The sequence below is a fragment of the Methylocystis sp. SC2 genome (assembly GCF_000304315.1).
In the GTDB taxonomy this organism is placed as follows: Bacteria; Pseudomonadota; Alphaproteobacteria; order Rhizobiales; family Beijerinckiaceae; genus Methylocystis.
This window is the reverse complement of record NC_018485.1, coordinates 308,094-331,350: the sequence shown is the minus strand read 5'-3', so window position 1 is coordinate 331,350 and position 23,257 is coordinate 308,094. Positions and strand designations below refer to the sequence as shown.

Sequence of the window (23,257 nt, the reverse complement as noted above, 5' to 3'; positions counted from 1 at the left end):
TAGAGGCGCCGTTTTAAGAATTGCCTAAACGGATAGGCTCTATAAGCAATGGAAAATAAACTAAATTTTAGGAATGTGCGGCGTTCCGAGACTTGGCGCGCCGACCGCGCCGCCGCCAATACCAGAGCGGCGTTCCGCTTTTGCCTGGATTTGCTTGCGTCGAGCGTCTTGGGCCGCCCCGGCAAGGTTAGCGTCTCGCGCATCGAGCGTATTGATTGGGCGAAGCGTTAAAAACGCGTCGTTAACTGCGTCAACCATTCTGGCGAAGCCGTGACAAGCGCCGCCTCCAACGTCTTGTCGTAGCCGGACACGATCAACACGCCAATCAGCGCGAGCGACGCGCCGAGCGCTTGCTTGGCCTGTTTTCCAAAGGTCAGCAGCCGATCCCGCCAACGCGCCATCGCTTGCCGCGACAGGGCTCCAAGCGCCATCAGCGGCGCAGCCGCGCCGAGACCGAAGGCGGCCATCGTCGCGGCGACGGCGCTCAGGTCTTCGCCGCGCGCAGCAAGCACCGATGCGGCGCCGAGCGTCGGACCCACGCACGGGCTCCAAACGGCGCCGAGCAGCAGACCAACGCCAAACTGACCGAACATTCCGCCGCGAGCCCCCGCGCCAAAGGCCGCGCTCAATCTGTCGCTGATCGGGCCCCCGGCGGCGGCGGCGCGCGCCTGCAGCTCAGGCGCGAGCAGGATCACGCCCAGCCCGATCAGCAAAGCCGCCGCGACCAGCCGCAGCGACTCTCCGTCGAGTCCGACGGCGAAGCCGATCGTCGCCATAAAAAGGCCGATCGCGACGAAGGACAGGGCGACGCCCAGCGCCAGAAGCGCCGGCGCATAGCGATGCTCCGCCGCCGCGGCGCCGAGCACGAGAGGTAGAAGCGGCAGGACGCAGGGCGACAAAATCGACAACAGGCCGGCGACAAAGGCGACGCCGAAGGCGCCGAGCGCGCTCGCATCCATCGATTTACAGAGCCTTTGCGAGAAGCGCCGAAATTTCGCCCGGATCGGTCACGCCGACAGAGCGCCCGACTTCCTTATCGCCCTTGAAGACGATGATCGTGCTTTGCCGGTTGGCCTTTAGCGTGCGGAGAGCGCTCTTCTGGCTGTCGAAATCGACCCGGAACTTGGCGACGTCGGCATATTTCGGATCGGCTTCGACGCGCTGCACCGCCGGCTCCTGCGAGCGGCAGGTCGGACACCACGGCGCATAGACATGCACGATGATCGACTTGCCGGCGGTTTGCGCGGCGGCGAAGGCCTGCGGCGTAAAGCTCTGTTCCGCGGCGCCGGCGGGCGCGGCCGAATAAAGGATCGCGGAAGCGAAAAGAAAAGCGGAAACGGCGAGTCGACGGCGCGAGATCATGTGCTTCCCTCGAAAGGCTGCCCCTTGCGCGAGCGGCGCTCGGGATTATGAACGAACATAATGGCCCCCCTCTTTGAAACCAAACCGGACAGCGCATGAACGACTGCATCGGCGTCATCCTCGCCGGCGGGTTGGCGCGGCGCATGGGCGGGGGCGACAAGCCGCTCGTCGAGATCGCCGGTCGGCCGATCCTTCAGCATGTGATCGATCGCTTGAGGCCGCAATGCGGGCGTCTCGCGATCAACGCCAATGGCGACCCCGCGCGCTTTTCCGCTTTTGGACTGCCCGTCGTCCGCGACAGCGTTGAAGGTTTCGCCGGACCGCTCGCGGGCGTTCTCGCCGGCATGGAGTTTGGCGCGGAAAAAGGCGCGGCGCATGTCTTGAGCGCGCCGGGCGACACCCCGTTCCTGCCCGCCGATCTCCTCTCGCGCCTTCAAGCCGCCCGGACGCGTGCAGGCGCGACGATCGCCGTCGCCGCCTCGCATGGGCGAACCCATCACGCCGTGGCGCTGTGGCCGGTCGCGCTGCGCGACGATTTGCGGCGCGCGCTCGTTGCGGAAGACGAGCGCAGAGTGTCGGCGTTCATCAGTCGGCATGCGAATGTCATCGTCGATTGGCCGGCAGAGCCCTACGACCCTTTCTTCAACGTCAACCGGCCGGAGGATCTGGCGCGCGCCGATTCGATAGCCAAGGACGAGTCGCGCAGCTAAATTGGCGCGCAGCCAAGGCTGATGAGAGCGACGCGGGAAAGCACATGAGCGAGCAGGCAAAAAAGGGACTGACGAGCAAGGTGAAGGAGGAAGCCCGGGCCTTCTACCCGGTGTTCCTCTATGTGTGGTTCCTTCTCGCCGTGCTCGGCGTGCACAAATCGGTTGTCCTGTCGCAAGCGCATATCGTGCAGCATCAGGGCTTCGCCGCCGCCAAGGCGCTTGCTTTCGCGAAGGTGCTGTTCGTCGCCAACAAGTTTGGCGTCTGGCGCGTCTTCGACAACAAGCCGCTGATCGTGCCGATTCTGGCCAAGTCGCTGCTGTTCGGTCTGCTGCTCATCGGCATGGACGTCATCGAACAGGCGCTGCTGGAGCATTTTTGGCCTGTCCATGCGGACCATGACCCGGTGGATCTCGGCAATCTGCGCACGCTGCTGTCGGTTGGACTGGTCACCTTCGCCGCGCTGATGCCGTTCTTCGGCTTCCGCGAATTCGCCAAGCTGATCGGGGAGGCGGAGCTACGAAAGGTGCTCTTCGTGCGTCGCGAGAATTTCGTTCCGCAGCGCGAAGCCGAGTCCACGACGTCGCCCGCGCCCGTGGCGTCGCCCGCACCCGCGCCCGCGGACCCGATAGAGGGCTAAACGAACCCCGGATCCATCGCGATGGCGCCTTCGAGCCAGGGCGGCGTCGGCAGGTTTTGGCTGCGCAGGAAGTCGGCGTTGAAGAGCTTCGACGCGTATCTTGCGCCGCCGTCGCAGAGCACGGTCACGATCGTATTGCCCGGCCCCATATCGCGCGCCAGCCTGATGGCGCCCGCGATGTTGATTCCCGAAGAGCCGCCCAGCAACAGGCCCTCCTGCTCGGCGAGATCGAAGACGATGCGCAGCGCCTCGTCATCGGGGATGCGATAGGCGACGTCGACCGGCGCGCCTTCGAGATTGGCGGTGATCCGGCCCTGGCCGATCCCTTCCGTGATGGAGGAGCCCTCGGCCTTCAGCTCGCCGGTCGTATAATAGGAATAGAGCGCCGCCCCGTGCGGATCGGCCAGCCCGATCTTCACGTCCGGATTTCTCTCCTTGAGCGCCATGCCGACGCCGGCGAGCGTGCCGCCGGTGCCGCAGGCGCAAATGAAGGCGTCCACCGCGCCATCCAGCGCTTCGTAGATCTCTGGCCCGGTGGCGGTGAGATGGGCGACGCGGTTGGCGACATTGTCGAACTGGTTGGCCCAGACGGCGCCGTTCGGCTCTTCCCTGGCGAGGCGCTCGGCGAGGCGGCCGGACAGCTTCACATAATTATTGGGATTGGCGTAGGGAACCGCCGGCACTTCGACGAGCCGCGCGCCCTGCAGGCGCAACATGTCCTTTTTTTCCTGGCTCTGGGTGTCGGGGATGACGATCACCGTGCGAAAGCCGAGCGCGTTGGCGACAAGCGCGAGCCCGATGCCGGTGTTGCCGGCGGTGCCTTCGACGATGACTCCTCCCGGCTTCAACAATCCTTTCGCGCGCGCGTCTTCGACGATGGACAGCGCCGCGCGGTCCTTGACCGAGCCGCCCGGGTTCATGAATTCGGCCTTGCCGAGAATGCGGCAGCCGGTCGCCTTCGAGGCGCCGTGCAATTCAATGAGCGGCGTGCGCCCGATGGCTTCGATGACGCTGGAGGCGACGGTCATTTATGATTCCTGGCGAATGGCGGTTCGTTCCTAGCCGACCGGCGGCTCCCGCTCAAAGGCGAAAATCGCGCCATGCCGCGCCTGCGCGCCCGGCGCCAGAATGCGCATCGAGGGCTTTTCATAGAGATCGCCGTAAAAGTCCTCCGGATCGCCATGGCCTGTCCAAGGCTCGATGCACAGATAAGGGGCGGGCGGCAGCGTCCAAAATCCGACATGGGGGAAATCGTCGAGCGTGACCGAAAGACGCGCGCCTTCGCCATTGTCGAAAACCAGGCTGTGGCTCGCAAGATTAAGAAAACACAGCGCGTCGCGCGTGAACATTTCCGGTTCGAGCGGCAGCCGCCGGCCGACGAGCGGCGTTTTGCGGATGGGTTTCGAGAAAAGCCCGCCCGGTCCGATGATGGGAACTTCGGCGCGCTCGGCCTTCTCGAATATGATCGCATGCGGCGAGGAAGAATCGGCGAGCGGCCAGCGGAAGGCGGGATGCAGGCCGCAGGCGTAGGGCAGGGGCCGCGAGTCGGCGTTCGTCACGATGAGAGCGTTTTCGAGCGCGCCGGCGCGAAGCTGAAACTCCACTTCGAACCGGAAGGAGAAGGGATAGAGCCCGCGGGTCTCGGCGTCGTCGACGAGCGCGAGCCGCACATAGTCGTCGCGCCGCTCGGCGACCTCGAAGCGCTTTTTCCAGGCGAAGCCATGGAGCGCAAGCGGATAGGTCGCGCCGTCGACGCGCACGCGGCCGTCGCGCGTCCAGCCGACGACGGGAAACAGCACGGGCGCGGTCTGGTCCCAGACCTTAGGGTTCTTCGCCCAGATCATCTCGACTCCCCGCGCGCGCCAGCTCGAAAGCTCCGCGCCGAAAGCCAGGATCCGCGCGCCGTCGCCAGAGGCGTGGGTGAGCTGAATCGCGTCGGTCATGGGTCAATTCCACCGTGAGACACAAGTCCAAGCGAATGCTGACAAAATCGGCGCGTTCCTCCAGTGCGGCGCTTGAGCGGCGGCGCCCGCCGCAATAAGGTCGCGCCGTCCCGCCGCCATACCCGCCATGCATGTTGGCGCAGCGCAACGCCAATGAGAAGGCCTTATGAACAGCAGCCTCGTGTCGGACATCGGCGCCGGAGTTTTCAGAATCGAGCTGACGCTCTTTTTCTCGACGTTCACGACGCTGCTGGCGGTCATCAATCCCTTCGAGGTGCTGCCGGTCTTTCTTCTGCTTCTGCGCGATAAGAGCAACCAGGAGCGCGGTCGCGTGGCGTTCATGGCCTGTCTCTATGCGCTGCTGCTGATTCTCTTCTTCTTGTTCTTTGGCGCGGTGATCCTAAAAATCTTCGGCGTCTCGCTCAGCATGGTGCGCATCGCCGGCGGGATCGTGCTGATGAAGATCGGCTTTGAGCTTTTTTTACCCTCGTCGGACGGCGACGGAGCGCCGGCGTTCGCCAGATCGACGGGCAACATCGCCTTCATGCCGCTCGCGATGCCGCTCATGATCGGCCCCGGCCCGATCGCCACCGTGCTTGGGATGATGGCCACCGTGGAGCACTCGTCCCATGAGGCGCTGGCGTTCGGCGTCATCCTCGGCGCGATCTTTCTCGCCGTGGCCGTCACTTACGCGTGCCTCGCCTTCGCGACGCGGTTGACCACGACGCTGGGGCCGCTGGGGATTGACGCGGCGACCAGGATCGTCGGCTTCTTCGTCTCGGCGATGGGCGTGTCGTTGATCTTCAACGGCGTTATGGACGCGCTTCGGTCGGCCGGCTTTGGCGGCTTGCATTAGCCGCTCTTTCGACAAGGCTACAGCCCGCGCAAGGTCTCGCCGAGCCTCAGATAGATCTCCCGATGCGCGTCGCGCAGTCCCGGAACCCATGGTTTGAGCCGGGCGCCGACGACCGCGTCAAAATGGTCGAACCGCTGTCCAATGGCCTTGTCGAGATATTCGTAATACCAGCGCCCCGGCTTAAGCCTTTGGCGTTTGAAAACGCCTTCGCCTCCCACCGGCTCTTCCCGCGCCGTGAAGGGATATCTTTGCGAGATGACGCTCACCGCGCCGTCATTGGGCCGCCACTGCGGCAGCGAAAGGTCGCCGCCGCCCCAACCGACGATCGGCGCCTTGGCGAAGCTGGCCTCGCGCGCCTGGTAGAGCGCCGCCTGCCAGAGAATGGGATGGATCGTCGGGTCGGGCCGCCAGGTCTTGCTGAAAAACCCCGATGCGCGAACATGCGTGGCGTTGGTCACCAGCGACAGATAATAGGTGCCCGGATGCGATCTGAACCGGGCGTTGGCCTTGCGGCAGCCCTGCAGCGTCATGTCGAAGGCGAGATTGTCCTCGCCGGCGACGAAGGCGCCAGCGTCCAGACGCGCCATCGCCGCTTTCGCATCGGCTTCGCCGTTGGTCCATTGGTCGAGATGGAGATCGAAGGGCTTGCGCATGGCGCTCGGCACGCCGGCGGCCATTCCGAGAAAATTGAAGGATTCCGCAATGAAACGGCTCGGCCTGCGCTTGAGCCGTCCATCTTCGCGGTCGCAGCCGAAGCCGTAGGGCAGCAATGAGCCGTTGATGGCGCCGGCGACGCTGATCACCCCTTCCACCCAGTCGGCGTTGGTTCCGCGCTCCCAGAAATCGTTGGCGAGCAGCGCCTGCAACTGCAGGGCGGTCTGCGCGCCGGCGCCATGGCCGACGAGGATCACCGGGTTTTCCGCCGACCACTCGGGCGCGAAAGGCTCGGTATATTCCCGTGAATAGCGGGCGTGGCGGGCCTCATCGCTGTGCCGGGCGCCATAGTCCACGCGTCCGCCGGCAATCTGAGCGAAAAGCTCGCAGGCGCGATCATGGAAGGAGCTGACCGGACCTACCTTCGCTTCGTGAACCGCGAAGGGTTCGCCGACCTCGTCGAGCGCGTCGCCCCAATAGGGAAGTTCGAATTCTTGGGGGCCCCAGCCGAAGAAATCATGCACGAAAATGATATGAGTGGACTTGAGCGCCATCGCCGATCCGAATTTGATGGAAATTCAATATTTTTGGCGCTCAGGCGAGCGCGTCATATTCATAGATTTCGCTCACATCGAGCGTCTCGCGCGGAGTCGCGCTGCGACCGAGCGGCGAATTGATCGGATCGTCGATGCGGTGCCCCTTGAGATCGGAGCCCGCCGTCATGTCGGGAACATAGACGCGCCCGTTTCGGGACATCCAGCTCTCCCAAAGGCGATCGATGTTGCAGTGATTGAGAAAAAAAACCGGATCATTGGGCGAGGAGCCGAGCAACATCTCGCCGCCGACCCAGACGTGGACAAGATTGTGCATCCAGGTCGCGGAGACGCCGTCGTCGTTCATCCACCCTTCGATGCGATTGCGGAAGCTGTTCGTGTCGGCGTCCCAATCGGGCGAATCATAGCTCGACAGCTCCAGCGCGTTCATCACATGCGCGGTTCTGGGAAGCGCATTCGCGCTGACGCCAAAGGCCCGTCGGAGGCCGCGGTTCACCGAACGCAGCTCTCCGGAGATATTCGTGGAGATGCGCACTCGGAACGCGGACGGATCGCCTGCGCGAAACGCGAAGGGGCCGGTTGAGACCGGATTTCCCTCGCCGCCCATGCAGTCGGCGCTCCAGATCGTGGCCGCGCTCTGCTCCTGTGGCGGCAGGTCGCCGTCTCCCGCCCAATCCCAATAGGGCAGGCCAAAATTCGCGTCATCCAGGACCCGCTGGAGGTTTTGCTCGAAAACCATCAGCATCACGCGGTGCCAGGGCGCGAAAATCGGCCCCCGGTGCGCCGAGTTACGCTGCGCGGGGTTTCCGGGCGGCGTCTCGACCATCATGGCGGTGACGTGCCAGATGACGAAAAGATCATACGTGCTCACGGAGCGCGCGGCGCCCGGAATGCCGAAGTCAACGGTCGTTCGGCCGGACGCCTCGTTTTTTAAAAGTTTGACGCCTTCAATATATTGGTCCCGAACCCCCGGGTTCGTTGCAATGTTGCTTCGGACGACGGCCATCGTCTCTCTCCTGAAAATCAATGCTCGCCTGAAAAATCAATGCTCGTGTTTTGCGCCTTTCTTCGCGGCGGGCCTGCTTTTGCGCGCAGGCGCGGGCCGGCGCGCGCGGCTGGCTGGGGGCTGGCGCTTTGTCGGGGCCGGCTTTCGCTCGAACTCCTCGGGAAAGCCGTCGATCAGCGCCCGCACCATGTCGACCGCCGACGCGGTTTGGTAGTTCGGCAATGAATGACAATGAACCTGGCCGGCGGCGTCGACGCCGAGCGGCGCGCGGATTTGCTTTCCGTCGACCAGGATCTTGTAGGTCGTGACGATTTCGATCTGGTGGCCGCGATAAGCGTCCTCGCGCACCGACTGCGCGCCGCCAGCGCCATGACCGGCGTGCGCCGGCGCATTGTCGCGCGCGCGCGTCAGATAGTCGCCGAGTTTGCGAGGGGCGGCGCCCGTCGTGAGCTTCCTGGTCTCCATAAGCTCTCCGCACAATTCCTGTGACGCAATCCGACGAAGCTGTAGGCGCGAATGGGCTTTAAGTGCGCGAAAAATCTACAAACTTCGGTCGAACGTTCGCCTCATCAAAACGGATTGGATTGGAAATTTTCCACCAGCGTTATGACGCAGCCAATGGACAGTGATGTCAAGTGAATTCCCGGGGCGCTAGAATTGATGAACGATTTGCGACGCTCGGAGAGTCCCGCGCGCGACGCGATCGGAAGAACTTGCGTCGTATGCCGGCGAGGCTTAGCGATTCGTTTGAGGCGCCAATGTCCGATTCGATGGTTCCCGCCTTTCTTGGGGTCGAGCGCTCCGTCCTCGGCCGACGTTGGCGCGGGCGGCTCGACGCTCGAGGCGAGGCGCAGGCGCTCGCGCTGACCCAGGCGCACGGCATCGACGATTTCCTTGCGCGGGTGATCGCCGGACGCGGCGTGACGGTCGCCGACGCCGCCGGCTATCTCGATCCCAAGCTGCGCGACCTCCTACCGGACCCGTCGTCGCTGCGCGACATGGACGCCGCGACGAGGCGGCTCGCGGAGGCGATTGAAAAGTCCGAGCAGATGGCCGTTTTTGGCGACTATGACGTCGACGGCGCCTGCTCCTCCGCGTTGCTCATCGACTTTTGGCGCGCGGCCGGCGCGCCGGAGCCCTTGCTCCATATTCCCGACCGGATCATCGAGGGCTATGGGCCGAACGTCGAGGCGATCCGCGATCTCGCGGCGCGCGGCGCGACTCTGCTGGCGACCGTCGACTGCGGCACCTCAAGCCACGAGGCGTTCGCCGTCGCGCGCGCGCTTGGCCTCGATGTGATCGTCCTCGACCATCATCAGGCGCCCGAGGTCCTGCCTGACGCGCTGGTCGTCAACCCCAACCGGCTCGACGACCTTTCGGGGCAGGGGGCGCTCTGCGCCGCCGGGGTCGTTTTTCTTGTCCTCGTCGGATTGTCGAGGACGCTGCGCGCGCGCGGCTGGTGGCGCGATGATCGACCCGAACCGGATCTGCTCGCGGCGCTGGATCTCGTCGCGCTGGCGACGGTCGCCGACGTTTCTCCGCTGGCCCGGCTCAACAGGGCGCTCGTCGCCAAGGGTCTGATGGTGATGGCGGGGCGATCCCGTCCGGGGCTCGCCGCGCTGATGGACGCCGCCCGCTTGGATGGGCCGCCGCGCGCCTATCATCTGGGTTTCGCGCTTGGGCCGCGGATCAACGCCGGCGGTCGGATCGGCGACGCCGGCCTCGGCGCAAGGCTTCTCACCCTTCCAGGCGGCGATGAAGCGCTTCGCATCGCCCGCGAGCTGGATCGGCTGAATGGCGAACGCCAGATCGTCGAGAGGGCGATTTTGGAACAGGCGGTCGCCGAGGCGGAGGCGCAAATGGCGCGATCCAATCGGCTGTCCTGCCTGATCGTGCACGGCCAGGATTGGCACCCGGGCGTTGTCGGGCTGATCGCATCCCGTTTAAAGGAACGCTTTAATATTCCAGCATTCGTTATCGCTTTTAATGGAGAATATGGAACTGGTTCAGGTAGAAGTTTAAGTGGCGTCGACCTTGGAGCAGCGGTACGGCGCGCCGTCGAAACGGGCTTGGCGGTCAAGGGAGGCGGGCATGCGATGGCCGCCGGCGTGACTTTGGCCCGTGGCAAAATCGACGAGTTTCGCGCCTTTCTCGATGAGGCGCTGGCGGCGTCCGTCGACGCCGCGCGTCTCGACGATGCGCTGGTTGTCGATGCGGCGGTCGCCGGACGCGGAGTCTGTCTCGAACTGCTGCGACGGGTCGAGCGGGCCGGGCCGTTCGGGCAGGGCAACCCCGAACCCTTGTTTGCTCTGCCTGAGCAGCAGGTCACATTCGCTCAGACGGTTGGAGCCGATCATGTGCGCGCCCGTTTGCGTTCGCGCGACGGCGCGACGGTTGACGCCATCGCCTTTCGCGCCCTGCATTCGCCGCTGGGCGAGGCGCTCTTGAGGGGGGACGGCGCACAGCTTCACGTCGCGGCGAAACTGTCGCGCAACGTCTTTCGCGGCATCGAGCGCGTCGAGACGCGAATCGTCGACCTCGCGCGCGTTCAATGAAGCCGAGCAGACTGTGGCGCCTGGGCCACATCTGTTTTCAATCTCGGCGCGCGCAAGCTTTTGGAGGGCGTGTGTCGCATTTTGGTCTCATTCGCGACGCCTGCTGACGCCAGCGTAACGGCGTTTAACGACAACTTCACTCATCAACGAGACACTCCGCGGGTTGTGCCGCGCGGCGGCTTCACGTCGCGCCCGTATCAAGAACGCGTCGCCGCTTGTGGGACGCGCTTCGGTGCAGTCGGCGGCGGATCGAAGTTTGGTGGCAAGGACCGTTTGAATGCGATTTGTCGTCTTTAAGAACGCCGCTCATGCGCCGCGTCCGCTGGTTCGCTCCTCAATCATCCTTTCCAAACTGCTGCCTCTTATCTGTCTCGGCGCGCTCGCCGGATGCTCTTCGACCACGGGATCGCATAGAAGCGCGGGCCTCGGCGGCCTTGGGCAGATCGATCCGCGCTACGGCGTGCGTCCCAGTCCGCGGGTCATCGCCGAGGGCGAAGAGGTGCCAAAGGGCGGCGGCGCCTATATGGTCGGCAAGCCCTACAAGATCGCCGGACGCACCTATTACCCGAGCGAGAGGCCCTTTCGGGCGACCGGAATGGCTTCCTGGTATGGCTCGGATTTCCATGGGCGACGCACCGCCAATGGCGAAATCTTCGACAGCGCGTCGATTTCCGCCGCTCACCCAACGATGCCGCTGCCGAGCTATGCGCGGGTCACCAATCTGCGCAATGACCGCTCGATCGTGGTGCGCGTCAACGATCGTGGACCCTATCATGGCGGACGCGTGATGGACGTCTCCCAGCGCGTGGCGCAAGCGCTTGATTTTCACGGCGTCGGCACGACGCGCGTCAAAGTGGAATGGGTCGGACGCGCCGATCTTGAGGGAGACGACGACGAAAAGCTCCTTGCGACCCTGCGCGACGACGGCCAACCGGCGCAGCTCGACGCGCCGGTGATGACGGCGGCGAATGAGGATCCGGCCCGCGCGACGCGCTACGATGAAAGGGCGGAAGTCGCCGAACTCTCGGCGCGCGTCGCCTATGAGAATGGGCCCGCGTCGGATGACCAGGCGCGGGCCTACGCCAGGCAGGAGAGCGACGCGCCCCTGCCTCCCTTGCGGGAGCAGGCCGGCATCGACAAAGAACCGGTCGCTTCGACCCAGAAGGCCAGGAAAGTCGTGGCGCCGCTGCCGCCCGTGCGGCCCGCGCAATTCGCCGCCCGTCAAGCTTCGGCTCGCAACGCGATCCGACAGGCGCTGAACTCCTCGGTTCGAACCAACTGAGCGGCCCCACGCCGTGATTGCAATTTTCGGCGTCGCGCGCCATCTTCTCCCGGCTTGCCGCGCTGCGGCGTAAATAACGGGAGCGCGCCTTGCCGAAATTTCCCGGGCTGCACCTTATTCTGACCGTCGTCGCATTGTGGGCGCTTGGCGCAGCGCCGGCGCGCGCCCAGAATTTTCAAACGAGCGTCCCGAGCGCGATTCTGATCGACGCGGGCACGAACACCGTCCTGTTCGAGAAAGGCGCGGACGACTACGCCAAGCCCGCGTCGACCGTTAAAATTCTGACGGCGGAGCTGATCTTTCAGGCGTTGGCCGAAGGAAAATTGAAGCTCGACGACGAATTCACGGTTTCCGAGCACGCCTGGCGCACCGGCGGAGCGCCGGCCGGCGGCTCGGCGATGTTCCTCGCGCTCAATAGTCGCGTGCGAGTCGAGGATCTCATTCGAGGTTTGGTGATCCAGTCCGGCAACGACGCCGCGATTACGCTCGCCGAAGGTCTGGCGGGCGCCGAAGAATCCTTCGTGACGCGGATGAACAAGCGCGCCGCCGAGCTCGGCCTCGTCAAATCGCGCTTCGGCAATCCCTGGGGCATGGACGGTCCCGATCAAAAGGTGACGGCGCGCGAAATGGCGAAGCTCGCGGCGCATCTGATCAAGACCTATCCCGAATATTACCGCTATTTTGGCGAGAAGGAGTACACTTGGAATAAGATTCGCCAGCAGAACCGCAATCCGTTGCTGACGATGAGCATCGGCGCCGACGGTTTAAAGACCGGCAACATCGATAAGGACAGCGGCTACGGCCTGGTGGGATCGGCCACGCAGGACGGCCGACGCCTGATCGTCGCCGTTTACGGCGCGAGGAGTTCGAAGGAGCGGGCCGAAGAAGCGCGCAAATTGCTGCAATGGGGATTCCGCAACTTCGAAGAGAAGGAACTGTTCAAGGCCGGCGAACCCATCGGGCCTGCGCAGGTCTATGGCGGGACCAAGGGATCCGTCGAGCTGACGGCGAAAGAGGACATCAAGGTGCTCCTGCCGCGCGGCGCGAACGAGCGGCTGATGGGCAAGATCATTTACGAAGGCCCGGTGCTGGCGCCGGTCGAGGCGGGCGCAATGGTCGGACGCCTCGAAGTGAAGCGCGGAAACTCCATCGTGCTCGAACAGCCGCTGCAGACTGCGGAATCGGTCGAGCAGGGATCGCTGCCGCGGCGCGCCTTCGACGCTATTTACGAATCCGCCGCCGCGGCCATTCACCAGAAACTCTCCGGCAAGAAATGACCTTCCAGGCGACGCCCGAAAAAGGCCGCTTCATCACCTTCGAAGGCGGCGAGGGCGTCGGCAAGTCGACGCAGCTCGCCCGACTCGCCGAACATTTGCGCGATTGCGGCTTCGAGGTGGTGACGACGCGCGAGCCCGGCGGCACGCCAAAGGCCGAGAAGCTGCGCGCATTTCTGCTGGCAGGCCGCGCCGCGCCGCTCGGTCCGCTCGCCGAGGCGGCGCTGTTCTCGGCGGCGCGCGCCGATCATGTCGAAACCTTGATCGCGCCCGCCTTGAAGCGCGGCGCCTGGGTGCTGTGCGACCGCTTCGCCGATTCGACCCGCGCTTACCAGGGCGCGCGCGGCGGCGTCGACGCCAAGACTCTGGCGCTGCTCGAAAGGGCGGCGGTCGGCGATGCGCGGCCGGATCTGACGATCATGCTCGACCTGCCGGCGCAAGAAGGCCTCACGCGCGCAGCGTCGCGGCGGCTTGGCGAAGCGGTCGATCGTTTCGAAAGCGAAGCGCCGGCCTTTCACGAGGAGCTGCGGCAGGCCTTCCTCGACATCGCCGAAAGCGAGCAGGAACGCTGCTGCGTGATCGACGCCGGCATGTCCATCGACGACGTCGCGCGCGCGGTGCAGCGGCTCGTTCACGACCGTTTCCTCGCGCACGCCGCGCAAGCCGCGCAATGAGCCGCGAAGAGACGAACCCGGAAAGCGACCGTTACAACGAGGCCCCGCATCCGCGGGAGACCCTGGCGCTTTTCGGTCATGCCGCGGCGGAGCGGGAACTGCTCGACGCCTACCGCCGCAACAAGATGGCGCAGGCCTGGATCATCGGCGGGCCGGAAGGCGTCGGCAAGGCGACGCTCGCCTGGCGCCTGGCGCGGTTTCTCCTGGCGCATCCCGAACCCGCCGCAGCGCCGGTTCAGTCCGCGGAGAGCCTCGATACGCCCGCCGACCATCCGGCGGCGCGTCGGATCGCCTCCATGGCGCTCGCCGATATTTTTCTGCTGCGCCGCGCCTGGAACGAGAAGACCAAAAAGCATTTCACCGAGATTCGCATCGAGGATGTGCGGAAAGTTATTCAGGCCTTCCATCAGGGCTCTGGAAGCGGCGGCTGGCGGATCGCCATCGTCGACTGCGCCGACGATCTCAATCGCGCCAGCGCCAACGCCCTTTTAAAGCTCATTGAGGAGCCCCCGCAGCGCTCGCTTTTTCTGCTGATCGCGCATCAGCCGGGCCGCATGCTGCCGACGATCCGTTCGCGCTGTCGCAAGCTGATGCTCGGCGCATTGTCGCCGGAAGACACGATCGCCGCCGTCAAAAATCTTGGACGCCCCTGGTCGCAGGCGCCTGAATCGGACCTCCTCGTCGCCGCCGCGCGCGCCGAAGGCTCGGTGCGCGAGGCGCTGCGGCTGCTCGGCGATGACGGCGTCGCCTTCGACGCCGCCGTGCGCCGGATTTTCGACAGGTTGCCGCAGGTCGATTGGCTCGGCGCGCATATGCTGGCCGACAAGCTCACCGGCCGCGACAATGAAGCGGCCTATGAGACGTTCATGCGCGCGACGCAGCGGCATCTCGATGCGCGGGTGCGGGAGCTCGCCGGAAGCGGCGCGCCGCCGGCGCGGCTTGCGGGCTTTGCGCGCGCCTGGGATGAAATCCGCGACGCCGCCCGCGAGACCGAAGTGTTCAATTTCGACAAGCGCGCGCTGGTGCTGGGGGTCTTCGAGCGGCTGGCGAAAGCCGAAGTCGGCTAGTGGCGGGCGCTTGCGAGCGCTAGGGCGCCTCCCGGCCGCTGTTCGCCATGGCGTTTTCAAGAAGCTGCAGAACGACCGCCGGATCGCGCGGGAAGCCGGCGCGAATCCATTCGGCTTGCAGCGTTCTCAGCGCGTCGCCCAATTGCTTGCCCGGCGCGACGCCCCGCGCGATGAGATCCGCGCCCTTGATGGGGAAGGCGGGCGCGGGCGTCTCGTCCAGATAGCGCGCCGCCTCCCGCCACTCCGGATCGTCCGCCGCCGCGGCGCTTTCCGCATGCGCCAGCGCCAGCGCGTCGGCGGCCGCCCGCGCGCCGCACAGGAACAGCATCTCGCGCAGATGCGACGTCGGCGGCGGAGCCTCGCGTCCATGCAAGGGCGCGAGCGTTCGCGCCGCCGCCGCGAGCCGCGCGAATTCATCGTTGGAGAGCCGCAGCCGCTCCCGCAGCCGCTCGGCGTCTTCCGCGGTCAGCACCGAAAATGCTGCAAGCCGCAACACCGCGTCCGCCGGTTTGCCATAAGTCCCTTCGCGTTCGGCGAGCCGCTGCAGTCGCGAGGGATAGCCGATGCCCAGAATGACTTCGATAACGCCGGCGTGCGACATGGCGCGCAGCACGTCCGGCGCCCGGCGCGCGAGCAGCAGCTTCATCAGTTCGGCGCGGATGCGCTCGCGCGACAGGCGCGACAGATTTTCCCGCGCGACGATCGACTCATGCAGGCCCTCGCGATCGAACGGTCCCTCGCCATGAGAGGCGTTGAAGCGAAAAAAGCGCAGGATTCGCAGATAGTCCTCGCGAATCCGCGTCGCGGCGTCGCCGATAAAACGGATGCGCCGCGCCTCGATATCCGCAAGCCCGTCCGTATAATCGTGAATCTCTCCATCGGACGAGAGCGACAATGCGTTGATGGTAAAGTCGCGCCGCTTCGCGTCCTGCTCGAAATCGCCGCCGAAGCGCACCTTGGCGAAGCGGCCGTCGGTCTCGACATCCTCACGCAGCGTCGTGACTTCAAAAGGCGTTCCAGCGACGACGATCGTCACCGTGCCATGTTCGATGCCGGTCGGCACGCCTTTCAGTCCGGCGCTTCGCGCGGCCGCAAGGACGGCGTCGGGCAAAGCGGTCGTGGCGAGGTCGATCTCGTGAGGCGGCAGACCGAGCATCGCGTCGCGCACGGCGCCGCCGACCACGCGCGTTTCCGCCCCCGTCTTCGCGAGCGCCGCAAACAGGGTCGCCAGCCGGGGATCGTCAAGCAGTCTCTGCGCGGCGTTCATTCAAAACGGCCTGGCTTTAATTTTCCATTTTCGACATGGGCCGGCACATAAGCGCCCTGGTTAAGCCCGGTCAGGCCGAGCGCCACGACTCCGACGATGGCGACGAGGAGTCCCGCGATCGTCAGCAGCGAGACGATCTTGCCATGCCAGAGCTCGCGCACGAAGGGCCAGCGCCGCTGCAACGAATGGAAAAGCGCATAGGCGGCGAAGGGCGTGAGGAAGAGCAGGGCGGTTTCAACGATTGCGCGCCACATGGACGGAAACGCCTTTCGTGATGAGGATGTCCGACGACTATACATGGCGTCCGTCGAAGGGCGTTTAATGCGGGATGCATGAACAAACTGTCACGTCCAAATTGCGGTTTTGGCGGTAAAACGCCTCCTTAACGCGCCGGTTGCGCTTGAATTGCAGCGGCGGAGAGACGAAGATCGCGCTTGGCCCTAACCCCCGCCGCTTCGCTTTATATGCGAAGCCGAATGGCGCGGGGCTAGAATCGCGTGCGGCGAAACACGGCAGCGCCGCTACGATGCGCCCGACCCTCTTCATAGACAAGCTGCCTGAGCACGCTGAAATGACCTCATTCGACACCAGGACGACCTCGCTCGAAACAGCCGTCGTGCAATCCGCCGAACGCGCCCTCGACCATATCGGTCGCGCCCGCGCCGCGATCGGCGCCGTCATTTTTGGCCAGGACGAGGTTGTCGAACAGGCGCTGGTGACGATCCTCGCGGGCGGCCACGGGCTCCTCGTCGGCGTGCCTGGGCTCGCCAAGACCAAGCTTGTCGAGACGCTCGGCCGCGTGCTCGGCCTGGCGGAGCAGCGCGTGCAGTTCACGCCGGATCTGCTCCCCGCCGACATTCTCGGCTCTGAAGTTCTGGAAGAGGGCGCTGACCGCTCGCGTTCGTTCCGCTTCATCCGGGGACCGGTCTTCACCCAGCTGCTGATGGCCGACGAGATCAACCGCGCTTCGCCGCGCACGCAATCGGCGCTGCTGCAGGCGATGCAGGAGCATCATGTCAGCGTCGCCGGGAGGCGCCACGACCTGCCGCGGCCCTTCCATGTCCTTGCGACGCAAAACCCGCTGGAGCAGGAGGGCACCTATCCGCTGCCCGAGGCGCAGCTCGACCGCTTCCTGATGCAGATCGACGTGCATTATCCCGACCGCGCCAGCGAGCGGCGGGTTCTGCTGGAAACGACCGGCGAGACGATGGCCGAGGCGAGCCAGGCGCTCGACGCCGACGAGCTGATGGCGACCCAGAGGCTCGTGCGCCGGCTTCCGATCGGCGAAAAGGTCGTCGACGCGATCCTCGATCTCGTTCGTTCGGCCCGTCCAGACGAGGGCGATGCGGAAATCGCGCCGCATGTCGCCTGGGGTCCGGGACCGCGCGCCGCGCAGGCGCTGATGCTGGCGACGCGCGCCCGCGCGCTCGTCACCGGCCGGCTTGCGCCCTCGATCGACGATGTGGCGAAGCTCGCCGCGCCGGTGTTGCGCCACCGCATGGCGCTCAATTTCGCCGCGCGCCGCGAGATGACCGTTTCCGACGTGGTTCAGACGCTCGTGGCGCGGATCGGGTGACGAGCCTTCGCTCAGCTCTTCCCTCTGACGGAGAAAAATGACGATGTTTGCTGAGGTCGCCACGCGCGCCTATGATCCTGCACAGCGCAAGCCCGCAGATGGCGCGACGGCGGCTGATCTCGCGAGCCGGATGCCGAGGCTCGTGGCGCGCGCGCATGAGATCGCGGCGAGCCTCGCCTATGGCGTTCATGGCCGCAAGCGCGCGGGCGTCGGCGAGACGTTTTGGCAGTATCGGCCCTTCGCATCGGGCGAATCGGCGCATCGCATCGACTGGCGGCGCTCCGCGCGCGGCGATCAGCTCTATGTGCGCGAGCGTGAATGGGAGGCCGCGCATGACTATTTCCTCTGGATGGATTGTTCACCCTCCATGGCCTTCGGCTCGTCTCTCGCCTCCGACGACAAGCTGTCCCGCGGCGTGACCCTGGGGCTCGCGCTCGCCGACGTGCTCGTTCGCGGCGGCGAGCGGGCGGCGGCGCTGGGCCTGACCGCGCCGATCTCGGCGCGCGACGTGATCGACCGGCTGGCGCACGCGCTGGCTGATAATGCAACGGAGGCGGCGCGCGACGATCTTCCGCCGCAGGCGCCGATCCGCCCCCGCGCCCGCGTCATTCTGATCTCCGATTTCCTCATCGACCCCGACGCGCTGGCCGCGCGCCTGCGGCGCTTCGCGGACGCCGGCGCCTCCGGCGCGGTGCTGATGGTGACCGATCCCAGCGAAGAAACCTTGCCGTTCTCCGGCGAAACCACTTTTCTCGACACCGACGGCGGTCCCGCCTTCTACGCGGGCGACGCGCGCAGTCTGCGCGCCGCCTACTCACGGCGGTTCGAGGCGCATCGCGACGCCGTGCGCCGCGCCGCGCAGCGCGTCGGCTTCATCTTCCTGCAGCATCGCACCGACAGGCCCGCCTCCGAAGCGGCGCTGGCGCTCGCCATGGGGTTGCTCGGAGCGGATGGAGTCAGCTTCGAGGAGCGGCGCTGATGTTTTCCTTCGCCGCGCCGCTCGCGCTGTTTGGTCTCATCGCCCTGCCGATGATCTATTGGCTGTTGCGGGTGACGCCGCCGCGCCCGCGCGAGATCGTCTTTCCGCCGACCAAAATTCTGCGCGAGCTTAAGCCCGACGAAGAGACGCCGGCGAAAACCCCTTGGTGGCTGATGGCGCTGCGGCTGGCGCTCGCCGCCGCGTTGATTTTCGCGATGGCGGGACCGGTCTGGGCGCCGAGCGGCGGCGTCGCGTCCTCCGCGCCGACGCTCGTCATCCTCGACGACGGCTGGACGGCCGCGCCGACATGGGAGCGACGCCTTGCCGGCGCGGCGTCGATCATCGAGTCGACCGCGCGCGCCGGTGGTCCGGTCGCTGTCGCGCTCGCATCCGAGACTGCGGCGCCCGTTCCTGGCGACGGGCCGCGCGCGATGGAAAAATTGCGTTCGGCGCGGCCCAAGCCGTTTCTGCCTGACCGCAAGGCGATCGGCGAACAGGCTGCGGCCTTCGCCCGCGCGCATGCCAGGGCGCGCATCGTGTGGATCAGCGACGGCGTCGCGCAGGGCGACGCGGCGGGCTTCGCACGCGCGCTGAAAGCGTCGGGCGCAGCCGGAGTCGAGGTTTACGTCGAGGACCATGCGCCGCGGGCGCTCGCCGCGCCGACAAATGACGCGGCCGCGCTGAGCATCGATGTGCTGCGCATCGGCGACGACGGGTCGGCGGTCGTCGACGCGCTCGACGCGAAAGGTCGGACGGTCGGCCGAGCCGTAGCGGATTTTGGCGGCGCACGGCGCGTTCGGGCGAAAATCGAATTGCCGGTCGAACTTCGCAATGAGGTGAGTCATCTGCGCATCGAAGGGGAAAATTCCGCCGGCGCCGTCGCGCTTCTCGACGCGCGCTCGAAAGTGAAGCGCGTGGCGCTGATCGGCGGCGCCGCCGCCGATGAGGCGCAGCCGCTGCTCTCACCGCTCTACTACCTCGAAAAGGCGCTTGCGCCCTTCGCCCAAATCCGCACGGCGCGTCCCGGCGTTGTGGATCCGGTGCAGGCGTTGCTCGCCGAAAAGCCCAATATCATGGGGCTCGCCGATATCGGGCTCGCGCCCGGCGAGACATTCGACGCGGTGTCGCGCTTCGTCGAAGAGGGCGGGACGCTCGTTCGTTTCGCAGGGCCGCGTCTCGCCAACGCCGACGATGGTCTGCTGCCCGTGCGCCTGCGCCGGAACGGCCGCGTGCTCGGCGGCGCCATGTCCTGGGAGGAGCCAAAGGCGCTCGCCGAGTTTGACGCAACGAGCCCGTTCTTCGGCCTGCCGGCTTCGAAGGACGTCACGGTGCAGCGGCAGGTGCTCGCCGAGCCTGATCCGGGACTCGCGGACAAGACCTGGGCCCGTCTGTCCGACGGCACGCCGCTCGTGACGGCGGAACGGCGCGGCAAGGGGCTGATCGTGCTGTTTCATGTCAACGCCGACGCCAATTGGTCGAATCTGCCGATCTCTGGGCTTTTCGTTGAGATGCTGAAGCGGATCAGCGCCATGGCTGGAGAATCGGCGCCTGCGAGCAGCGAACGGTCCCAGATGGCTGTCGATCCGGCGGCGTTCGCGCCGATGCGCCTTCTCGACGGGTTTGGCGCGCTCGGCGCCCCCGGACCGACCGCGCAAAACATTCCGCCGGGCTTTGAGGGGCCCGCAAGCGCCGAACATCCGCCGGGGCTTTACGGCGCGGGGGAGGCTTTCGTCGCGGTGCAGACCTTGCGCCCGACTGACGAGATCAGCGCTTTCGATTTCGCCGGCGCCGGACTGAGCGCGAACATGCTGCGGGCCGGCGGCCAGCTCGATTTGCGCGGGCCGCTGCTCGTCTTCGCGCTCGCCGCCTTTATCGCCGATGCGCTGATCGCGCTGGCGCTTGCCGGGAAGCTGCGGCTGCGGCCCCTCGGCGCCGCGACCGCCGCGCTTCTGACGCTCGCTTGCGTGGCGGCGACGACCAGCGAAACGCGCGCCGAGTCGGCGCCGAAATCCGCCGCCACCCAGCGCGACAAGGACGCCGCGCTGACGGCCCGGCTCGCCTATGTGATCTCGGGCGACGCCCACGTCGACGAAATATCGCGACTGGGCCTCGAGGCGCTCACCCAGGCGCTGAACATGCGCACCTCTTTCTCGCCGGGAGATCCGGTCGGCGTCGATCCGGCCAAGGACGAACTCGCCTTTTATCCCTTGCTCTACTGGCCGATCGTCGCGAGCGCGCCACAGCCGCCCGCCAAGACGGTGGCGAAGGTCACCGCCTATATGAAGCAGGGCGGCACGATCATCTTCGACACGCGCGACGCTCTGTCCCAACGCGTCGGCGGCGCGCCGACTCCAGAGGCGCAATGGCTGCGCGATCTGACGAAAGGCTTGGACATTCCGCCGCTGGAAGTGACGCCGCGCGATCACGTCATCACCAAGACCTTCTATCTGCTCGACGGATTCGTCGGCCGCTACGCCAATGGCGAGACCTGGGTCGAGGCGCTGCCGCCGGAGCCGAAAGATCAGGCCGCGCGTCCGGTGCGCGCGACGGACAGCGTCTCCGCGATCGTCATCACCTCCAACGATCTCGCCGCGGCCTGGGCGCATGACAAACGCGGCCAGCCGCTGTTTCCGTTGACGCCGGGCGGCGCGCGCCAGCGCGAATTCGCGCTCCGCGGCGGCATCAATCTGGTGATGTATACGCTGACCGGAAACTATAAGTCCGATCAGGTGCATGTGCGCGACTTGCTGGAAAGGCTGGGCCAGTGAGCGACCTCACGCTCGCCTTTTCGCCGCTCGTTCCCTGGTCGGCGCTGATCGTCCTTGGCGTGCTGGGCGCCGGCGCGCTGGCGCTGATGGCGGCCAAGCGCCAGCGTGGCGCGCCGCTCCGGGCCTTCGCTTTCGCCTTGCTGATTGCGGCGCTCGCCGACCCGTCGCTCGTGCGCGAAAAACGCGATCCGCAAAAGAGCGTCGTCGCGGTCGTCGTCGACAAGAGCGACAGTCAGAATTTCGGCGCGAGAAACGCGCAAACGGAAGAGGCGCGCAAGGCGCTCGACTCGGCGCTCGCCAAATTCGGCGACGTCGAGACGCGGACGATCACGGTCGCCAATGACGCTTCGGGCAATGACGGCACCAAGCTCTTCGGCGCGCTCGCCGAAGTCTTGAAGGACGTCCCCTCGGAGCGCGTCGGCGGGGCTATTCTTCTCACCGACGGCGTCGTGCACGATATTCCCGCCAAGGCTGAAGCGCTCGGCTTCAAGGCGCCCGTTCAAGCGCTCGTGACCGGACATCAGGGCGAGCGCGACCGCCGCATCGAACTGGTCGAGGCGCCGCGCTTCGGCATCGTCGGCAAGGATCAGATCATCCGCGCGCGCGTCGTCGATCTTGGCGGCGACGGCGCCCGCATCCCGATTTCAGTGCGCCGCGACGGCGAAGCGCTGCCGACCTTCAGCCCCGCGCCCGGCGACATCGTCAGCATTCCGGTGCGCGTCGAACATGGCGGACAAAACGTCGTCGAACTCGAAATTCCGTCCGCGCCCGGCGAGCTGACGCCGCTCGACAATAAGGCGGTGCTGTCGATCGAAGGCGTGCGCGACCGGCTCAAGGTGTTGCTCGTGTCGGGCGAGCCGCATCCGGGCGAGCGAAGCTGGCGCAATCTCTTGCGCGCCGACGCCAATGTCGAACTGGTGCATTTCACGATTCTGCGCCCGCCGGAGAAGCTCGACATCACGCCGGCGAGCGAATTGTCGCTGATCGCCTTTCCGACCGCCGATCTCTTCGGGAAGAAAATCAACGAATTCGATCTCATCATCTTCGATCGCTATTCGAGCCAGACGACGCTGCCCTCGATCTATTTCGAGAACATCGCCAATTACGTCGAGAATGGCGGCGCCTTTCTCGCGGCCGTCGGCCCCGATTACGCGACGCTGCGCGGCCTCTATTATTCGCCGCTCGAAAACATTTTGCCGGCGCGCCCTGACGGCGCGCTCATTGAACAGGCGTTTCGCGCCCGCGTCAGCAAGGACGGCGAGAAGCATCCGGTGACGCGCGGCCTCGCCGGCGCCAATGCCGAGCCGCCGAATTGGGGCGAATGGTTCAGGCAGGTCGACGCCAATGTGGTGAAGGGCGACTCGATCATGTCCGGCGTGCGCGACAAGCCACTGCTGGTGCTCTCGCACGAAGGCAAGGGTCGCGTCGCGCTGCTGCTCTCCGACCAGATCTGGCTCTGGGCGCGCGGTTATGAAGGCGGCGGTCCGCATGTCGATCTGACGCGCCGCCTGGCGCATTGGCTGATGAAGGAGCCGGATCTCGAAGAGGAGGCGCTGCGCGCTTCGGCGCATGGGCGCGAGGTCAGCGTCGAGCGCCAGACGATGAAGGAGACGCCCGCGCCGGTGATGGCGACGGCGCCGTCGGGCGCGCGCGACGAAATCGCGGTCGCGCAGAGCGAGCCGGGCCTGTGGCGCGCGCGTTTCGACGCCAAGGAAATGGGCCTGTGGCGCTTCGAGAGCGAAGGATTGGCGGCGCTTGTCAATGTCGGTCCGCCCAATCCGCGCGAGTTTCGCGAAGTGGCCTCGACGACGGAGAAGCTGCAACCGCTGATGGAGGCGACCGGCGGCACGGCGCGGCGCCTCTCGAACAGCGGCGCCGACACCGTTTCGATGCCGCGGGTGGTGGAATTGCGCGACGCCAATCGCTATGGCGGCTCGGACTGGATCGGGATCAGACAGACCGGCGCCTCGACGCTGGTCGGCGTCGAAATCGCGCCGCTTGGTTTGGGTCTATGGGCGATGCTGGCGCTGGTCGGCGCAATGGTCGCGGCCTGGGGCTGGGAGGGGAGGCGGGGCTAGACCGTCGCTTGCCC

General features: G+C 66.0%; 21 protein-coding genes. 12 read left to right on the top strand and 9 right to left on the bottom strand.

Going from position 1 to position 23,257, the window contains the following annotated elements; all coding sequences use genetic code 11:
* Positions 1-227: 227 nt before the first annotated feature.
* Positions 228-959: a cytochrome c biogenesis CcdA family protein gene (locus BN69_RS01500; RefSeq protein ID WP_014889770.1), complete on the bottom strand. Its 732-nt coding sequence runs from the start codon at positions 957-959 to the stop codon at positions 228-230.
* A gap of 4 nt (positions 960-963) precedes the next feature.
* Positions 964-1,362, bottom strand: a complete 399-nt coding sequence (locus BN69_RS01495; protein WP_014889769.1) for a thioredoxin family protein — start codon at positions 1,360-1,362, stop codon at positions 964-966.
* Between the two features lie 95 nt (positions 1,363-1,457).
* Here BN69_RS01495 and mobA point away from each other — a divergent pair, with 95 nt between their 5' ends.
* Positions 1,458-2,072 (top strand): molybdenum cofactor guanylyltransferase MobA, encoded by a 615-nt coding sequence (gene mobA, locus BN69_RS01490; protein WP_014889768.1) that lies wholly within the window; start codon positions 1,458-1,460, stop codon positions 2,070-2,072.
* A gap of 44 nt (positions 2,073-2,116) precedes the next feature.
* On the top strand, positions 2,117-2,710 hold the full coding sequence (locus tag BN69_RS01485) for a hypothetical protein (RefSeq protein ID WP_014889767.1): 594 nt from the start codon (positions 2,117-2,119) through the stop codon (positions 2,708-2,710).
* On the opposite strand, the gene BN69_RS01480 is transcribed toward BN69_RS01485, so the two are convergent.
* Together BN69_RS01480 and BN69_RS01475 are read right to left on the bottom strand one after the other, a co-directional pair.
* Positions 2,707-3,738 carry a cysteine synthase A gene (locus BN69_RS01480; protein ID WP_014889766.1) on the bottom strand — a complete coding sequence of 344 codons (1,032 nt, stop codon included), beginning with the start codon at positions 3,736-3,738 and terminating at the stop codon, positions 2,707-2,709. The two genes, BN69_RS01485 and BN69_RS01480, sit on opposite strands and share 4 nt — an antisense overlap.
* Positions 3,739-3,768: 30 nt before the next feature.
* Positions 3,769-4,653 (bottom strand): aldose epimerase family protein, encoded by an 885-nt coding sequence (locus BN69_RS01475; protein ID WP_014889765.1) that lies wholly within the window; start codon positions 4,651-4,653, stop codon positions 3,769-3,771.
* Positions 4,654-4,819: 166 nt separating this feature from the next.
* Here BN69_RS01475 and BN69_RS01470 point away from each other — a divergent pair, with 166 nt between their 5' ends.
* On the top strand, positions 4,820-5,509 hold the full coding sequence (locus BN69_RS01470) for a MarC family protein (protein ID WP_014889764.1): 690 nt from the start codon (positions 4,820-4,822) through the stop codon (positions 5,507-5,509).
* Between the two features lie 17 nt (positions 5,510-5,526).
* On the opposite strand, the gene BN69_RS01465 is transcribed toward BN69_RS01470, so the two are convergent.
* Genes BN69_RS01465 through BN69_RS01455 form a run of 3 tightly spaced genes read right to left on the bottom strand, consistent with a single transcriptional unit; the run spans position 5,527 to position 8,188 of the window.
* Complete coding sequence (locus BN69_RS01465) at positions 5,527-6,717, bottom strand: lipase-like domain-containing protein (protein ID WP_014889763.1); 1,191 nt, start codon at positions 6,715-6,717, stop codon at positions 5,527-5,529.
* Between the two features lie 40 nt (positions 6,718-6,757).
* The gene (locus BN69_RS01460) at positions 6,758-7,723 is read right to left on the bottom strand and encodes a tyrosinase family protein (RefSeq protein WP_014889762.1); all 966 of its coding nucleotides are present in this window, start codon (positions 7,721-7,723) and stop codon (positions 6,758-6,760) included.
* Positions 7,724-7,759: 36 nt separating this feature from the next.
* A complete protein-coding gene (locus BN69_RS01455) occupies positions 7,760-8,188 on the bottom strand; it encodes a hypothetical protein (protein WP_014889761.1) in 429 nt (142 codons plus the stop codon).
* A 293-nt stretch (positions 8,189-8,481) separates the two neighbouring features.
* Here BN69_RS01455 and recJ point away from each other — a divergent pair, with 293 nt between their 5' ends.
* The 5 genes from recJ to BN69_RS01430 all read left to right on the top strand — a co-directional run bounded on the left by recJ (position 8,482) and on the right by BN69_RS01430 (position 14,575).
* The gene (gene recJ, locus BN69_RS01450; protein WP_014889760.1) at positions 8,482-10,278 is read left to right on the top strand and encodes a single-stranded-DNA-specific exonuclease RecJ; all 1,797 of its coding nucleotides are present in this window, start codon (positions 8,482-8,484) and stop codon (positions 10,276-10,278) included.
* Positions 10,279-10,555: 277 nt separating this feature from the next.
* Entirely contained in the window at positions 10,556-11,560 is a 1,005-nt protein-coding gene (locus BN69_RS01445; RefSeq protein ID WP_014889759.1) for a septal ring lytic transglycosylase RlpA family protein, read from the top strand.
* An 89-nt stretch (positions 11,561-11,649) separates the two neighbouring features.
* Positions 11,650-12,837: a D-alanyl-D-alanine carboxypeptidase family protein gene (locus BN69_RS01440; RefSeq protein WP_014889758.1), complete on the top strand. Its 1,188-nt coding sequence runs from the start codon at positions 11,650-11,652 to the stop codon at positions 12,835-12,837.
* Complete coding sequence (gene tmk / locus BN69_RS01435; RefSeq protein WP_014889757.1) at positions 12,834-13,508, top strand: dTMP kinase; 675 nt, start codon at positions 12,834-12,836, stop codon at positions 13,506-13,508. Before BN69_RS01440 ends, tmk begins: the two co-directional genes overlap by 4 nt.
* Entirely contained in the window at positions 13,505-14,575 is a 1,071-nt protein-coding gene (locus BN69_RS01430; RefSeq protein ID WP_014889756.1) for a DNA polymerase III subunit delta', read from the top strand. Before tmk ends, BN69_RS01430 begins: the two co-directional genes overlap by 4 nt.
* 19 nt (positions 14,576-14,594) lie before the next feature.
* Here the strand turns inward: BN69_RS01430 and BN69_RS01425 are convergent, their stop codons facing one another.
* A complete protein-coding gene (locus BN69_RS01425; protein WP_014889755.1) occupies positions 14,595-15,842 on the bottom strand; it encodes a CCA tRNA nucleotidyltransferase in 1,248 nt (415 codons plus the stop codon).
* On the bottom strand, positions 15,839-16,096 hold the full coding sequence (locus BN69_RS01420; protein WP_014889754.1) for a DUF6111 family protein: 258 nt from the start codon (positions 16,094-16,096) through the stop codon (positions 15,839-15,841). Before BN69_RS01420 ends, BN69_RS01425 begins: the two co-directional genes overlap by 4 nt.
* Before the next feature lie 317 nt (positions 16,097-16,413).
* On the opposite strand from BN69_RS01420, the gene BN69_RS01415 reads away from it, so the two are divergent.
* From BN69_RS01415 to BN69_RS01400, 4 genes are read left to right on the top strand one after another with little or no spacing between them, the layout of a single operon-like run.
* Positions 16,414-17,418 (top strand): AAA family ATPase, encoded by a 1,005-nt coding sequence (locus BN69_RS01415; protein ID WP_014889752.1) that lies wholly within the window; start codon positions 16,414-16,416, stop codon positions 17,416-17,418.
* A gap of 43 nt (positions 17,419-17,461) precedes the next feature.
* Entirely contained in the window at positions 17,462-18,397 is a 936-nt protein-coding gene (locus BN69_RS01410) for a DUF58 domain-containing protein (RefSeq protein ID WP_041927082.1), read from the top strand.
* Positions 18,397-21,165, top strand: coding sequence for a DUF4159 domain-containing protein (locus tag BN69_RS01405; RefSeq protein ID WP_014889750.1), 2,769 nt, complete (start codon positions 18,397-18,399; stop codon positions 21,163-21,165). The genes BN69_RS01410 and BN69_RS01405 overlap by 1 nt, the downstream gene beginning before the upstream one ends.
* Positions 21,162-23,243: a membrane protein gene (locus BN69_RS01400; protein ID WP_014889749.1), complete on the top strand. Its 2,082-nt coding sequence runs from the start codon at positions 21,162-21,164 to the stop codon at positions 23,241-23,243. The genes BN69_RS01405 and BN69_RS01400 overlap by 4 nt, the downstream gene beginning before the upstream one ends.
* The last annotated feature ends 14 nt before the right edge of the window (positions 23,244-23,257 follow it).

Bases quoted from the DNA above. Each gene is read 5' to 3' on its own strand.
- BN69_RS01500 (WP_014889770.1), bottom strand. From the start codon at position 959: ATGGATGCGAGCGCGCTCGGCGCCTTCGGCGTCGCCTTTGTCGCCGGC.
- BN69_RS01495 (WP_014889769.1), bottom strand. From the start codon at position 1,362: ATGATCTCGCGCCGTCGACTCGCCGTTTCCGCTTTTCTTTTCGCTTCC.
- mobA (WP_014889768.1), top strand. From the start codon at position 1,458: ATGAACGACTGCATCGGCGTCATCCTCGCCGGCGGGTTGGCGCGGCGC.
- BN69_RS01485 (WP_014889767.1), top strand. From the start codon at position 2,117: ATGAGCGAGCAGGCAAAAAAGGGACTGACGAGCAAGGTGAAGGAGGAA.
- BN69_RS01480 (WP_014889766.1), bottom strand. From the start codon at position 3,738: ATGACCGTCGCCTCCAGCGTCATCGAAGCCATCGGGCGCACGCCGCTC.
- BN69_RS01475 (WP_014889765.1), bottom strand. From the start codon at position 4,653: ATGACCGACGCGATTCAGCTCACCCACGCCTCTGGCGACGGCGCGCGG.
- BN69_RS01470 (WP_014889764.1), top strand. From the start codon at position 4,820: ATGAACAGCAGCCTCGTGTCGGACATCGGCGCCGGAGTTTTCAGAATC.
- BN69_RS01465 (WP_014889763.1), bottom strand. From the start codon at position 6,717: ATGGCGCTCAAGTCCACTCATATCATTTTCGTGCATGATTTCTTCGGC.
- BN69_RS01460 (WP_014889762.1), bottom strand. From the start codon at position 7,723: ATGGCCGTCGTCCGAAGCAACATTGCAACGAACCCGGGGGTTCGGGAC.
- BN69_RS01455 (WP_014889761.1), bottom strand. From the start codon at position 8,188: ATGGAGACCAGGAAGCTCACGACGGGCGCCGCCCCTCGCAAACTCGGC.
- recJ (WP_014889760.1), top strand. From the start codon at position 8,482: ATGTCCGATTCGATGGTTCCCGCCTTTCTTGGGGTCGAGCGCTCCGTC.
- BN69_RS01445 (WP_014889759.1), top strand. From the start codon at position 10,556: ATGCGATTTGTCGTCTTTAAGAACGCCGCTCATGCGCCGCGTCCGCTG.
- tmk (WP_014889757.1), top strand. From the start codon at position 12,834: ATGACCTTCCAGGCGACGCCCGAAAAAGGCCGCTTCATCACCTTCGAA.
- BN69_RS01430 (WP_014889756.1), top strand. From the start codon at position 13,505: ATGAGCCGCGAAGAGACGAACCCGGAAAGCGACCGTTACAACGAGGCC.
- BN69_RS01425 (WP_014889755.1), bottom strand. From the start codon at position 15,842: ATGAACGCCGCGCAGAGACTGCTTGACGATCCCCGGCTGGCGACCCTG.
- BN69_RS01420 (WP_014889754.1), bottom strand. From the start codon at position 16,096: ATGTGGCGCGCAATCGTTGAAACCGCCCTGCTCTTCCTCACGCCCTTC.
- BN69_RS01415 (WP_014889752.1), top strand. From the start codon at position 16,414: ATGACCTCATTCGACACCAGGACGACCTCGCTCGAAACAGCCGTCGTG.
- BN69_RS01410 (WP_041927082.1), top strand. From the start codon at position 17,462: ATGTTTGCTGAGGTCGCCACGCGCGCCTATGATCCTGCACAGCGCAAG.
- BN69_RS01405 (WP_014889750.1), top strand. From the start codon at position 18,397: ATGTTTTCCTTCGCCGCGCCGCTCGCGCTGTTTGGTCTCATCGCCCTG.